At 69.3% G+C, this 13,068-nt stretch carries 11 protein-coding genes and 1 riboswitch; of the genes, 8 read left to right on the top strand and 3 right to left on the bottom strand.

Features of this window, described 5'->3' with window-relative positions; genetic code table 11:
* Both IEY60_RS05730 and metE read right to left on the bottom strand, forming a co-directional pair.
* Complete coding sequence (locus IEY60_RS05730; protein WP_189024468.1) at nucleotides 1–1,425, bottom strand: short-chain fatty acyl-CoA regulator family protein; 1,425 nt, start codon at nucleotides 1,423–1,425, stop codon at nucleotides 1–3.
* 183 nt (nucleotides 1,426–1,608) lie between these two features.
* Nucleotides 1,609–3,879 (bottom strand): 5-methyltetrahydropteroyltriglutamate--homocysteine S-methyltransferase, encoded by a 2,271-nt coding sequence (gene metE / locus IEY60_RS05725; RefSeq protein ID WP_373291677.1) that lies wholly within the window; start codon nucleotides 3,877–3,879, stop codon nucleotides 1,609–1,611.
* Between the two features lie 137 nt (nucleotides 3,880–4,016).
* Nucleotides 4,017–4,232: riboswitch (cobalamin riboswitch) on the bottom strand.
* Nucleotides 4,233–4,492: 260 nt separating this feature from the next.
* On the opposite strand from metE, the gene IEY60_RS05720 reads away from it, so the two are divergent.
* Genes IEY60_RS05720 through coaD form a run of 3 tightly spaced genes read left to right on the top strand, consistent with a single transcriptional unit; the run spans nucleotide 4,493 to nucleotide 8,940 of the window.
* A complete protein-coding gene (locus IEY60_RS05720; protein ID WP_189024464.1) occupies nucleotides 4,493–7,891 on the top strand; it encodes a pyruvate carboxylase in 3,399 nt (1,132 codons plus the stop codon).
* A complete protein-coding gene (rsmD, locus tag IEY60_RS05715) occupies nucleotides 7,888–8,451 on the top strand; it encodes a 16S rRNA (guanine(966)-N(2))-methyltransferase RsmD (protein WP_189024462.1) in 564 nt (187 codons plus the stop codon). The genes IEY60_RS05720 and rsmD overlap by 4 nt, the downstream gene beginning before the upstream one ends.
* Nucleotides 8,452–8,454: 3 nt before the next feature.
* Nucleotides 8,455–8,940: a pantetheine-phosphate adenylyltransferase gene (coaD, locus tag IEY60_RS05710; protein ID WP_189024460.1), complete on the top strand. Its 486-nt coding sequence runs from the start codon at nucleotides 8,455–8,457 to the stop codon at nucleotides 8,938–8,940.
* On the opposite strand, the gene IEY60_RS05705 is transcribed toward coaD, so the two are convergent.
* Nucleotides 8,937–9,467, bottom strand: a complete 531-nt coding sequence (locus IEY60_RS05705; RefSeq protein WP_189024458.1) for a GtrA family protein — start codon at nucleotides 9,465–9,467, stop codon at nucleotides 8,937–8,939. The two genes, coaD and IEY60_RS05705, sit on opposite strands and share 4 nt — an antisense overlap.
* Before the next feature lie 249 nt (nucleotides 9,468–9,716).
* On the opposite strand from IEY60_RS05705, the gene IEY60_RS05700 reads away from it, so the two are divergent.
* The 5 genes from IEY60_RS05700 (at nucleotide 9,717) to mutM (ending at nucleotide 13,047) form a co-directional block, all read left to right on the top strand.
* The gene (locus tag IEY60_RS05700; RefSeq protein ID WP_189024456.1) at nucleotides 9,717–10,490 is read left to right on the top strand and encodes a DivIVA domain-containing protein; all 774 of its coding nucleotides are present in this window, start codon (nucleotides 9,717–9,719) and stop codon (nucleotides 10,488–10,490) included.
* 86 nt (nucleotides 10,491–10,576) lie between these two features.
* Nucleotides 10,577–11,260 carry a YceD family protein gene (locus tag IEY60_RS05695; RefSeq protein WP_189024454.1) on the top strand — a complete coding sequence of 228 codons (684 nt, stop codon included), beginning with the start codon at nucleotides 10,577–10,579 and terminating at the stop codon, nucleotides 11,258–11,260.
* Nucleotides 11,261–11,262: 2 nt separating this feature from the next.
* Nucleotides 11,263–11,445 (top strand): 50S ribosomal protein L32, encoded by a 183-nt coding sequence (gene rpmF, locus IEY60_RS05690; protein WP_040708879.1) that lies wholly within the window; start codon nucleotides 11,263–11,265, stop codon nucleotides 11,443–11,445.
* 3 nt (nucleotides 11,446–11,448) lie between these two features.
* Nucleotides 11,449–12,183 carry a ribonuclease III gene (gene rnc / locus IEY60_RS05685; RefSeq protein WP_189024452.1) on the top strand — a complete coding sequence of 245 codons (735 nt, stop codon included), beginning with the start codon at nucleotides 11,449–11,451 and terminating at the stop codon, nucleotides 12,181–12,183.
* Between the two features lie 3 nt (nucleotides 12,184–12,186).
* A complete protein-coding gene (gene mutM / locus IEY60_RS05680) occupies nucleotides 12,187–13,047 on the top strand; it encodes a bifunctional DNA-formamidopyrimidine glycosylase/DNA-(apurinic or apyrimidinic site) lyase (RefSeq protein WP_189024450.1) in 861 nt (286 codons plus the stop codon).
* Nucleotides 13,048–13,068: the final 21 nt, after the last annotated feature.

Raw genomic sequence — 13,068 nt, 5'->3', positions numbered from 1 at the left:
TCAGCGCGGCAGGCGCGGATACGGCAGATCGGTGCTGGTGTGCTCGGCCACCGCCAGCGGCCGCCCGATCTGCGGGAACGCGCGCTGCGGGCACGACGGCCGCTCGCACACCTTGCAGCCCGCCCCGATCGGGACCGCTACCTGCGGGTCGTCGAGCTGCAAGCCCTGGGAATACACCAGCCGGTCGGCGTATTCGATATCGCAGCCGAGTCCGATGACGAAGTTCTTCGACGCCGCCCCGAACCCCTGGGGACTGGCCGGGGTCGTGCGGGCGATCCACAGGTAGCGGCGCCCGTCGGGCATCTCCGAGATCTGCGTGAGGATCCGGCCCGGATGCGCGAACGCCTCATGGGTGACCCACAGCGGGCAGCTGCCGCCCACCCGGGAGAAATGGAACGCGGTGGCGGACTGACGTTTCGAGATATTTCCCGCCCGATCCGTACGGACCAGGAAGAACGGGACACCGCGCTGACCCTGCCGTTGCAGGGTGCTGAGCCGATGACAGACCGTCTCGAAACCGACCTCGAACCGCAGGGCGAGCAGGTCGGCGTCGTAGCGCAATTCCTCGGCCGAACGCAGGAACCGCCCGTAGGGCAGGATCAGCGCGCCCGCGAAATAGTTGGCCAGGCCGACCCTGGCCAGGGTGCGTGATTCGCCGGTGAGCCCCCTGGACTCGGCGAGCACATTGTCGATCTCGCGACCGTAGAGCAGCAGGCCCAGAGTGGTGGCGATCTGGAAGGCACGCTGGCCGGGACGCAGCCGCCTGGCCAGGGTGAGCGTGCGGGTATCGGGGTCGTAATGGCGTTTCGGGATGGTCGGGTCGGCGCCGTCGCCGCGGACCAGCACGGTGACGCCCGCGCGTTCCTCGGCGATCCTGGCCAGCTGACGATCCAGCGAGCCGATGCTCAGCCCGGATTCCTCGAACAGCTGCTCGGCCGCGTGATCGAGGGTCGAGATGTGATTGCGGTGGTCGTAGAAGAAGTCCCGCACGTCCTCGTACGGCATCGGCGTGCCCGGCGCGCCGCTGGGCGTGTCGACCCGCGACGACAGCAGATCGAGCTGATCGGTGGCCGCGCGCAACCGCCGGTGCATGGCGATGACGATCCGCGCGACCTCGGGCAGCCGGGTCGCGAGTTCCTCGACCTCGGTGATCGGCGCGGTGTCGCCGCCCCCCGCGGCTTCGACGAGCACCTCGTGCAGGTCCGAGACCAGCCGCGCGTCGGAGTCGGCGGCGAAGAACTGCACATCCAGATCGAAGGTCGAGTTCAGTTTCAGCAGAACGGGAATGGTGAGCGGGCGCTGATCACGCTCGAGCTGATTGAGATAGCTGGGGGACAGATCCAGCGATTTCGCGAGCGCCGCCTGAGTCATCCGTCGTTCTTCACGCAGCCGTCGTAGCCGGGCCCCCGCGTACATCTTCCGCACGCCGAGATCCTAACTCTCCGGCTTTGCAATATTCGCTCGAAATGGCGATTGTCCGGGGAGAAGTCCAGTCCTGCAAGGGAATTTACCTGTGACTACTGGTGCGTAACGTGCGAAGGGAGACGATGGGGACAGGCGGGACTCGCCGCCCCGGACGGATGCGCTCCATCCGGGGCGGCGAACTGCTCAGCGCAGTGCGGCCGCGGCCGTCACCAGGTTGCGCAGTGACGCCTCGACCTCCGCGCGACCACGGGTCTTGAGACCGCAGTCGGGGTTCACCCAGAGCCGCTCCGCGGGCACCGCTTTCAGCGCGGCGGCCAGCGAGGTGGTGATCTCCTCGACCGAGGGGACCCGCGGGGAGTGGATGTCGTAGACGCCGGGGCCGACCCCGAGCGCGAAACCGGCCGCGTTCAGGTCGTCGAGGACCTCCATGTGCGAGCGCGCCGCCTCGATGGAGGTGACATCGGCGTCCAGACCCGCGATCGCCGAGATCACCTCACCGAACTCCGAGTAGCACAGGTGCGTGTGCACCTGTGTGGTGTCGGCGACACCCGCGGTGGCCAGACGGAACGCGTCCACCGACCAGCGCAGGTAGGCGGGCTGTTCGGCCGCGCGCAGCGGCAGCAGCTCCCGCAGGGCGGGCTCGTCGACCTGGATGATCCGCGCGCCCTGGGTTTCCAGGTCGACGGTCTCGTCGCGGATCGCCAGCGCGACCTGGCGGGCCGAGTCGGCCAGCGGCTGATCGTCGCGGACGAACGACCACGCCAGAATCGTCACCGGGCCGGTGAGCATGCCCTTGACCGGCTTGGCGGTCAGCGACTGGGCGTAGCCGATCCACGACAGCGTCATCGGCTCGGGCCGCGAGACGTCGCCGAACAGGATCGGCGGACGCACGCAGCGGGTGCCGTAGGACTGTACCCAGCCGTTGTCCGTGGCGGCGAAACCGTCCAGGAGCTCGGCGAAGTACTGGACCATGTCGTTGCGCTCGGGCTCGCCGTGGACCAGTACGTCCAGGCCGAGCTGCTCCTGCAGGGTGATCACGTCGGCGATCTCGGCGCGCATCCGGCGCGCGTATTCGGCCTCGTCGATCTCGCCCTTGCGCAGCGCGGCGCGGGCCAGGCGAATGGCCGAGGTCTGCGGGTAGGAGCCGATGGTGGTGGTCGGCAGTACCGGCAGGTCGAGGTGATCGCGCTGCAGCTCCCGGCGCTCGTCGGCGGGGGAGCGGGTCAGGTCCTCGTCGTCGAGGGCGGCCAGCCGGGCGCGGACCCGGTCGTCGTGCAGACGCGGGTCGGTGCGGCGGGTGCCGGCGGCGGCGCGGGCCGCGGCCAGCTCGTCGGCCACCGCGGTGGTGCCGTCGGCTAGCGCGGTCGCGAGAACCCGGACCTCACCGACCTTTTCGGCGCCGAAGGCCAGCCACGACCGCAGCCGCTCGTCGAGCCCGGTCTCGGGAGTCAGCGAGTACGGCACGTGCAGCAGGGAGCACGAGCTCGCCACGGCCACCGCGTCGGCGCTGCCGAGCAGGGTGCCGAGGGTGCCCAGCGCGGCGTCGAGATCGGTGCGCCAGATGTTGCGGCCGTCGACCACACCCGCGACCAGCAGCTTGCGGGTCAGCGCCGTGACGGCGGCGACCGCGGCGACGTCGGTGCCCGCGGTGAAGTCGAGGGCGATGCCCTCGATCTCGGTGTCGGCGATCGCCGCCAGCGCGGCATCGGGGTGCCCGAAGTAGGTGGCGACCAGGATCGCCGGGCGGTCCGGTGCGGCGGACAGCTCGGTGTAGGTCTCGCGCACCAGCGCGATCTCGGCGTCGGTCAGGTCGGTGACCAGCACCGGCTCGTCGATCTGTACCCACTGCGCGCCCGCACCGGCCAGCCGCGCGAGCAGGTCACGGTAGAGCGGCAGCAGTTCCGGCAGCCGGTCCAGCGCCGCGCCGTCGGCGGACTTGGCCAGCTTCAGGAACGTGAGCGGGCCGATCACCACCGGGCGGGCGGGCACGCCGAGTTCGCTCGCCTCGGCCAGTTCGGCCAGCAGCTTCTCTGGGTGCAGGGAGAACGTGGTGGCCGCGTCGATCTCGGGCACCAGGTAGTGGTAGTTGGTGTCGAACCACTTGGTCATTTCCAGCGGGGCGACGGTGTCGGTGCCGCGCGCGGCCGCGAAGTAGCGGTCCAGCGGATCGGCGATCCCGGCCACGCGCGGCGGTAGCGCGCCGAGCAGGGCCGCGGTGTCGAGCATCTGGTCGTAGTAGGAGAAGGTGCCGACGGGCACCGAATCCAGCCCGGCCGCCCGCAGTTCGGCGAACTGCGCCCGGCGCAGCTCGCGGCCGACGGTGTGCAGGTGCTCGGCTTCGACGCGACCTGCCCAGTAGGACTCGATGGCGCGCTTGAGTTCCCGGTTCGGGCCGACCCGCGGCAGGCCGAGAACCGTTGCGGTGAACGGAGAGTGCGAAACAGTCACGGAGATTCTCCAGTGTCGTGCAGGGAGAGCCGTCGCCTTACCGCGGGCAGCCGCCGACACCGGAGGGACCCGCCGCGAAGACACGACAGGTCGGCACAGGTGGACAGCGCGCCCGATCCACGAGGCGGTGGCCGCCGGATACGGCGTATCCGGCACAGTCGGCAGGTCTTCGGACTCGCTGGCACCGGTCGTGTGATCGACCGACCTACTGGCCGTCGCTTCCCAGGCATCGTGCCCAGTGCTGATGACGGCGGTCGTTCCTGCATACCGCTGCGGGACAGTCCCGGATTCCCACCGGGTTCCCTCTTCACCCGGCGCGCGGCTACGCGCGCCCGGGTTTCGACGCCGGCGCGGGAGGTCGGGGCTCCGACTCTTCCACCGCGCAGGCGAACCAGCTGCATCACTCAGCATAGGTCCTCGCCGGCGGTGACAGCTACCGCCCCTGCCGGTGCACCCGGCGTGACCTGCGCGTTGCGGACGCACCGCCGACCGGTCGCCGTGGTGAGATGTGACGGCCGGATGAACGCAACTTCGCAGGTGGGCGGGTGTGCGATGTGAAGATTGCTGCGAAGGCACCTTGCGTGTCGGTGGTGCGGTCACGGCCGGGTACCGTGGTCGAATGTTCTCGAAAGTCTTGGTCGCCAATCGTGGTGAGATCGCCATTCGCGCCTTCCGCGCGGCATACGAACTCGGCATCGGAACGGTCGCGGTGTTCCCCCACGAGGACCGCAACTCCGTGCACCGGCTGAAGGCGGCCGAGTCGTATCAGATCGGCGAGGAAGGCCACCCGGTCCGGGCGTACCTGTCGATCGAGGCGATCATCGACGCGGCCAAGTCGGCGGGCGCCGACGCCATCTACCCCGGTTACGGGTTCTTGTCGGAGAACCCCGACCTCGCCGCCGCCTGTGAGCGGGAGGGCATCACCTTCATCGGCCCCTCGGCGTCGGTGCTCGAGATGGCCGGTAACAAGGCCACCGCCATCGCCGCCGCGAAGGCCGCCGGGCTGCCGGTGTTGAAGTCCAGCGAGCCCAGCGCCGATATCGACGCGCTGCTGGCCGCCTCGCAGGAGTTCGAGTACCCGATCTTCGTCAAGGCTGTGGCCGGTGGTGGTGGCCGCGGTATGCGCCGGGTCGCCGCGCCGGAGCAGTTGCGTGAGTCGATCGAGGCGGCCTCGCGTGAGGCCGAGTCGGCGTTCGGTGATCCGACCGTGTTCCTCGAGCAGGCCGTGGTGAACCCGCGCCACATCGAGGTGCAGATTCTGGCCGACCAGCACGGCAATGTGATGCACCTGTTCGAGCGGGACTGCTCGCTGCAGCGCCGGCATCAGAAGGTGATCGAGCTCGCGCCGGCCCCGAATCTGGATCCCGCACTGCGCGAACGGATTTGCGCGGATGCCGTCGCTTTCGCTCGCCAGATCGGGTACAGCAACGCGGGCACGGTGGAGTTCCTGCTCGACGAGCGCGGCAAGCACGTGTTCATCGAGATGAACCCGCGCATCCAGGTCGAGCACACGGTGACCGAGGAGATCACCGATGTCGACCTGGTGCAGTCGCAGCTGCGCATCGCCTCCGGCGAGACCCTCGCCGACCTCGGCCTGAGCCAGGACGCGGTGTCCATCCGTGGCGCCGCGCTGCAGTGCCGCATCACCACCGAGGACCCGGCCAACGGCTTCCGTCCCGACACCGGCCGCATCACCGCCTACCGCACCCCCGGCGGTGCGGGCATCCGTCTCGACGGCGGCGCGAACCTGGGCGCCGAGATCGGCGCCTACTTCGACTCGATGCTGGTCAAGCTGACCTGCCGCGGTCGCGATCTGCCCGCCGCGGCCGCTCGCGCCCGTCGCGCGCTGGCCGAGTTCCGTATCCGTGGCGTCACGACCAATATCCCGTTCCTGCTGTCGGTGCTCGACGACCCCGACTTCCAGGCGGGCCGGGTCACCACCTCGTTCATCGACGAGCGTCCCGGACTGCTGACCTCGCGTGGCTCGGCCGACCGTGGCACCAAGATCCTGAGCTACCTGGCCGATGTCACCGTCAACAAGCCGCACGGTGACCGCCCGACCACGGTGTACCCCTACGACAAGCTGCCCGCTGTCGACATGACGGTGGCGCCGCCGGACGGGTCGCGTCAGCGGCTGCTCACCCTCGGGCCCGAGGGCTTCGCGCGGGCGCTGCGTGAGCAGAAGGCGCTCGGGGTCACCGACACCACCTTCCGTGACGCGCACCAGTCGCTGCTGGCGACCCGCGTGCGCACCAACGGCCTGCTCGGTGTGGCCGGCCACGTCGCCCGACTGACCCCCGAGCTGCTGTCGATCGAGGCGTGGGGTGGCGCGACGTACGATGTGGCGCTGCGGTTCCTGCACGAGGACCCGTGGGAGCGGTTGGCCGCGCTCCGCGAGGCGGTGCCCAACATCTGTCTGCAGATGCTGCTGCGTGGCCGCAACACCGTCGGCTACACGCCGTACCCCGAACAGGTCACCCGCGCTTTCGTTTCCGAGGCCGCGACCACCGGTATCGATATCTTCCGCATCTTCGACGCGCTCAACAATGTCGACCAGATGCGTCCGGCGATCGACGCCGTGCGTGAAACCGGCACGGCCATCGCGGAAGTCGCGCTGTCCTACACCGGCGACCTGCTGGATCCGAACGAGTCGCTCTACACCCTCGACTACTACCTGAAGCTGGCCGAGCAGATCGTCGACGCCGGTGCGCATGTGCTCGCCATCAAGGACATGGCAGGTCTGCTGCGCGCTCCCGCCGCGGCGAAGCTGGTCACCGCGCTGCGCAGCAACTTCGATCTGCCGGTGCACGTGCATACCCACGACACCCCCGGCGGTCAGCTCGCCACCTACCTCGCTGCGTGGCAGGCCGGTGCGGACGCGGTCGACGGTGCGTCCGCGGCGATGGCGGGCACCACGTCCCAGCCCGCGCTGTCGGCGATCGTGGCCGCGGCCGCGCACACCGAGCATGACACCGGGTTGAACCTGCAGAACGTCTGCGATCTGGAGCCGTACTGGGAGGCACTGCGCAAGGTGTACGCGCCGTTCGAGTCGGGTCTGCCCGCGCCGACCGGCCGCGTGTACACCCACGAGATCCCGGGCGGTCAGCTGTCGAACCTGCGCCAGCAGGCGATCGCCTTGGGCCTGGGTGACCGGTTCGAGGAAGTCGAAGCCAAGTACGCCGCCGCCGACCGCCTGCTGGGTCGTCTGGTCAAGGTGACCCCGTCGTCGAAGGTCGTCGGTGACCTGGCGTTGGCGCTGGTCGGTACCGGTGTCGATATCGAGGACTTCTCCGCCGATCCGGGCCGCTACGACATCCCGGACTCGGTGATCGGTTTCCTGCGCGGTGAACTCGGCACCCCGGCCGGTGGCTGGCCGGAGCCGTTCCGCAGCAAGGCGCTGGCCGGACGGAGCGAGCCCAAGCCGGAGACCCCACTGACCCCGGCGGACCAGAAGGGCCTCGACGGCTCCTCGCAGGAACGCCGCGACACCCTCAACCGCCTGCTGTTCCCCGGCCCGACCGCGGAATTCCAGGCGCATCGCGAGAAGTACGGCGACACCACCGGCCTGTCGGAGAACCAGTTCTTCTACGGTCTGCGCCGCGGCGAAGAACACCGCGTGCAGCTGGAAAAGGGCGTCACCCTGCTCATCGGCCTGGAAGCGATCTCCGAGCCGGACGAGAAGGGCATGCGCACGGTCATGTGCATCATGAACGGGCAGCTGCGCCCGATCGCGGTGCGCGACAGGTCCATCGCCTCGGAGGTTCCGGCCGCGGAGAAGGCGGACAAGAACAACCCGGGCCACATCGCCGCGCCGTTCGCCGGTGTCGTCACCCTGGCCGTGTCCGAGGGCGACGAGATCCACGCGGGCGACACCGTCGGCACCATCGAGGCCATGAAGATGGAAGCGGCCATCACCGCGCCGCGCGGCGGCATCGTCGGCCGGATCGCGACCGCCAAGGTGCAGCAGGTCGAGGGCGGCGATCTGCTGGTGGAACTGGCTGCGCGCGAGTCGGAATGACGCGCATCGTCGCGGGCACGGCAGGCGGGCGGCGGCTGAAGGTGCCGCCCGCCGGTACCCGGCCCACCTCGGACCGGGTGCGCGAAGCCCTGTTCAGCGCCATCGACGCGCGCCTCGACCTCGACGGCGCACGGGTCGTCGATCTGTACGCGGGGTCGGGCGCGCTCGGTCTGGAGGCGCTCTCGCGTGGCGCCGCGCACGCCCTGCTGATCGAGGCCGACCGCAAGGCGGCCGCGATCGTGCGCGCCAATATCGCCGAACTCGGCCTGCCGGGGGCCGAGCTGCGCCTCGGTACGGTCGGCTCGGTGCTGGCGCACCCCGCGCCCGCCGCCTACGACCTGGTCCTGTCCGACCCGCCGTACGACGTGAGCACCGAGGACGTGCTCGCCGACCTCACCGCGCTTGCGGCCAACGGCTGGCTCGCGCCGGACGCGCTGGTGATCGTCGAGCGATCCATTCGCTCGCCCGAAATCACTTGGCCCGCAGGCTATGCGCCGCTGAAGCCGCGCAAATACGGGGAGACCAGAATCGAGCTCGCCGAGTTCGGTGCTAGCGTCTGACCCATGGCTGCAGCACTGTGCCCCGGCTCCTTCGACCCGGTCACCAACGGTCACCTCGACGTGTTCACCCGCGCGGCCGCGCAGTTCGACGAGGTGATCATCACCGTCAATGTGAACCCCAAGAAGCAGGGCATGTTCACCGTCGAGGAGCGCATGGAACTGCTGCGCGAATCGGTCGCCCACCTGCCCAACGTGCGCGTCGCGTCCTGGCAGGGCCTGACGGTCGACTTCGCCAAGCAGGAGGGCGTCACCGCGATCGTCAAGGGCCTGCGCGACGCGGGCGACTTCGGCTACGAGCTCCAGATGGCCCAGATGAACCACAAGCTGGCCGGCGTCGACACCTTCTTCATCGCCACCAACCCGTCGCTGAGCTTCCTGTCCAGCTCACTGGTCAAGGAAGTCGCGGCCCTCGGCGGCGACGTCAGCGACATGCTCCCGCCCGCGGTGCACAAGCGCCTGCTGGACCGCCTCGCGGAACGCCGCGCCTAGAAGACCAGGCCGCGCAGGGCGAGGAAGCGCATGCCGCCGACGGCTGCGGTGATCGCGAGGACGGCCAGCGCCTGGACACTGTCGCCCAGGCCGGGGGCCCACACGCCCAGCGCGGCCAGGCCTGCCGTCGTGATGCCCAAACCGAGCAGCGCGAGTCCGCCACCCTCCCATTGCGCCGTGAACCAGGTGACGCGGTCGGCGGCGTGGAAGGTGAGCTGACGGTGCAGTTCGTTGGCGATGATCGTGCTGACGACCGAGCCTGCCACATTGGCGATCAGCGGGCCGATGCCGTGCATGGCGAAGAACAGCAGCACGTAGGCGACATTGCTGAATCCGCCGACCAGGGCGAAGCGGATGAGCTGCGGGAGGGCGTGGTCACCGCGCAGGTAGGTGAGCGCCCGGTCGACCTGTGGACGCAGCACGGGGGCCGGCGGGCTCGGCGCGAGCACGGGGTACGGACCGATCCAGGGAGTGAACATGCCCGCGACATGCGACACCGCGCTTCGCGGTGTTTCCAGAACGGTCATGGTCGACTCCGATCGCAATGAACGAACGTCGAGGAGTACAACAGGTGAAAACGTGCAGTGCTTCCCGGCGGACGGTTGTCGTGCCTCCCGATGGTAGCGGAAGTGGAGAGGTTCACTCCACTTGATATCTGTGCGATCTAGGACACTGTCGCGACACACCGCGACGACATTCGGAACACGCGCCGCGGGCAGGCAGACTGGGCCACGGCGGTAGTGGTTTCGCCGTGAGTCGGCAGGAGGGTAGTGAGCATGTATCGCGTATTCGAAGCACTCGACGAGCTGGTCGCCATCGTCGAAGAGGCGCGCGGCATCCCGCCGACCCGCAGTTGCATCGTGCCCCGCGGCGATGTCCTCGAACTACTCGACGACGTCCGCGACGCCCTGCCCGGCGAGCTCGACGACGCCCAGGACGTCCTCGACCACCGCGACAAGATCGTCGGCGACGCCCGCACCGGCGCCGAGGCCACGGTGACCGCCGCCAACGAGCAGGCGCGCACCACCATCGAGAAGGCGCGCGCCGAGGCCGACCGCATCCTCGCCGACGCCAAGGCGCACGCCGACCGGATGGTCGCCGAGGCGACAACGCACGCCGACCGCCTGGTCGCGACCGCGCAGGCCGAGGCCGACCGGGTGATCGCCGACGGCAACGCCGAGTACGACGAGCTCACCGGCCGCGCCCAGGTGGACGCCGACCGGGCCATCCAGGCGGGCAAGGACTCCTACGAGCGCTCGGTCGCCGACGGCAAGGCCGAACAGGCCAGGCTGGTCGCCCAGACCGAGGTCGTGCGGGCAGCGCACGCCGAGTCGGCGCGCCTGATCGACGGCGCCCAGGCCGAGGCCGACCGGGTCCGCGCCGAATGCGACGACTACGTCGACGAGCAGATGGCCGATTTCGACGGCAAGCTCGCCGCGCTGGGCGAGACGCTGGCCACCACCCGCCGCACGATCACCCGCGGCCGCCAGCACATGCGCGGCGGTCAGGCGCCCGAATATCCGGAATACGCCGCCGACCACCGGCGCTGAGCGCACCGCGCGTTTTGAGTTCGGACGGGGTCCTGCCGTACTGTTGAGTGGTTGCCCAAATCCCCTCAGAAGTAAGTGAGTCAGTGATGCCCGCCGCTTCCGGTTCGCCGTCGCGTCCGCACAAGACCAGTGGTCCTGTGTCCGACGCGGGCTTCGTGCTGGATGTCCGCAGTCTCGGCCGTCGGCCGGGAACCATGCGGGAACTGCGGCGCACCGTCACCGACCATGAGCGGCTGGGTCTCGACCTGATCGCCATCCCGGCCGACGCCGCGGTGGAGCTCGATCTGCAGCTGCAGGCGGTCTCGGAAGGTGTGCTGGTCACCGGCACGGCGTCCGGTCCGACGGTGGGGGAGTGCTCGCGCTGCCTCGAACCGTTCGACGACCAGGTGGAGATTCGTCTGACGGAGCTGTTCGCGTATCCGGACAGCACCACCGAGCAGACGACCGAGGACGACGAGGTCTACCGCATGGAAGACGACCTCATCGATCTCAAGCCGGTGATCCTCGACGCCATCGGGCTGGAGCTTCCGCTGCAGCCGCTGTGCACCCCGGACTGCGCGGGCCTGTGCCCCGAGTGCGGTGTGCGGATGGCGATTGCGGGTCCTGATCATGGGCATGAGATACTGGACCCTCGCTGGGCCAAGTTGGCGAGTTTCGCCGCAGAGGCGCCCGGCACCGGCGACCCCGCTGAGGGTTCCACCACCCCAGACCGATCCGCTCCCGTGGCAAACGATGCCGACGTGGTCAGCGAAAACACAGAGGAGAAGTAGCCGTGGCTGTTCCCAAGCGCCGGATGTCCCGTTCCAACACCCGGTCGCGGCGCAGCCAGTGGAAGGCCACTGCGCCGACCCTGGTCACCTGCCCGAACCGTGCCTGCGGTGAGAAGACCCTCCCGCACATCGCGTGCCCGTCCTGCGGCACCTACAAGGGCCGCCAGGTCACCTCTGCTGTCTGATTCGTGACAGCCAGCAAAGACACAGCGGGTTCGGCCGATCACGCCAGCCTGCTCACCGCCCTCGGTGTCGACGTACGACCGGAGCTGCTGCGCCTCGCGCTGACGCACCGGTCGTACGCGTACGAGAACGGCGGCCTGCCGACCAACGAGCGCCTCGAGTTCCTCGGCGACTCGGTGCTCGGCCTCAGCATCACCGAGCGCCTCTACACTGAGCACCCCGAGAAGTCCGAGGGTGAGCTCGCGAAGCTGCGCGCCAGTGTGGTGAACATGCACGCGCTCGCCGAGGTGGCGCGTGGTCTCGGCGACGGCGGACTCGGTCAGTACCTGCTGCTCGGCAAGGGCGAAGAGCTCACCGGCGGCCGCGACAAGCCGAGCATCCTCGCCGACGGTATGGAGTCCCTGCTCGGCGCCGTGCATCTCGAGCACGGCATCGAAGTGGCCCGTGGCGTCGTGCTTCGCCTGTTCGCCGAACTGCTCGAGCGCGGCCCCCGCATGGGCGCCGGCCTCGACTGGAAGACCAGCCTGCAGGAGCTCACGGCCGAACGCGGACTCGGTGTGCCCAGCTACGAGATCACCTCCACCGGCCCGGACCACAACAAGGAGTTCACCGCCACCACGGTGATCGCCGGTCGTCCGTACGGTCAGGGTGTCGGCCGCTCCAAGAAGGAAGCCGAGCAGAAGGCCGCGGGCACCGCCTACAAGGCACTCACCGACGAATCCGTCGCCGACGAAATCTGACCTGTGCCCGAACTGCCCGAAGTCGAGGTGGTACGGCGCGGTCTGGCCGAGCATGCGGTCGGCCGTGTCATCGATTCCGTCACCGTCACCCACCCGCGAGCTGTGCGCAGGCACGTCGCGGGTGGTGTCGATCTGGCGGCCCGGCTCACCGGGCTGAAGATCGAGAGCGCGCAGCGTCGCGGCAAGTACCTGTGGCTCACCTTCGACGAACCCGATACCGCGCTGGTCGTGCATCTGGGAATGAGCGGTCAGATGCTGGTGCAGCCCGCGGCCGCCCCTGTCGAGAAGCACGCCCACATTCGCGCCGCCCTCGGTGACGGCAGTGAGCTGCGCTTCGTCGATCAGCGCACGTTCGGCGGCTGGTCGCTGGCCGACCTGGTCGAGGTCGACGGCACCGTCGTCCCGGACACGGTCGCCCATATCGCCCGTGATCCGCTGGATCCGCGCTTCGACCGCGAAGCCGTGGTCGCGCGGATCCGCGCCAAGAACACCGAGATCAAGCGGGTGCTGCTCGACCAGACCGTGGTCTCGGGCATCGGCAACATCTACGCCGACGAGGCGCTGTGGCGGGCCGGGCTGCACGGCACCCGCGTCGCTGCCGACCTCACCCGGCCGGTGGTGCGCCTCCTGCTCGACAGTGTCACCGCGGTCATGAACGAGGCGCTGGCCGTCGGCGGCACCTCCTTCGACGCGCTGTATGTGAACGTGAACGGCGAATCCGGCTATTTCTCCCGGTCGCTGGCCGCCTACGGGCGTGTCGACGAACCGTGCGATCGCTGTGGCACGCTGCTGATCCGCGAGCAATTCATGAATCGTTCGTCGTTTTCCTGCCCGAAGTGTCAGCGGAAGCCTCGCCGCCGCTGATCCGGGCGCGCTACGGTTTCT

The organism is Nocardia rhizosphaerihabitans (genome assembly GCF_014646295.1).
Taxonomy (GTDB): Bacteria; Actinomycetota; Actinomycetes; order Mycobacteriales; family Mycobacteriaceae; genus Nocardia; species Nocardia rhizosphaerihabitans.
Note: the sequence above shows the minus strand (reverse complement) of the source record. Positions and strands in the feature narration are given on the sequence as shown.

Coding starts and splice junctions, on each gene's coding strand:
- IEY60_RS05720 (WP_189024464.1), top strand. CDS start 4,493: ATGTTCTCGAAAGTCTTGGTCGCCAATCGTGGTGAGATCGCCATTCGC.
- rsmD (WP_189024462.1), top strand. CDS start 7,888: ATGACGCGCATCGTCGCGGGCACGGCAGGCGGGCGGCGGCTGAAGGTG.
- coaD (WP_189024460.1), top strand. CDS start 8,455: ATGGCTGCAGCACTGTGCCCCGGCTCCTTCGACCCGGTCACCAACGGT.
- IEY60_RS05705 (WP_189024458.1), bottom strand. CDS start 9,467: ATGACCGTTCTGGAAACACCGCGAAGCGCGGTGTCGCATGTCGCGGGC.
- IEY60_RS05700 (WP_189024456.1), top strand. CDS start 9,717: ATGTATCGCGTATTCGAAGCACTCGACGAGCTGGTCGCCATCGTCGAA.
- IEY60_RS05695 (WP_189024454.1), top strand. CDS start 10,577: ATGCCCGCCGCTTCCGGTTCGCCGTCGCGTCCGCACAAGACCAGTGGT.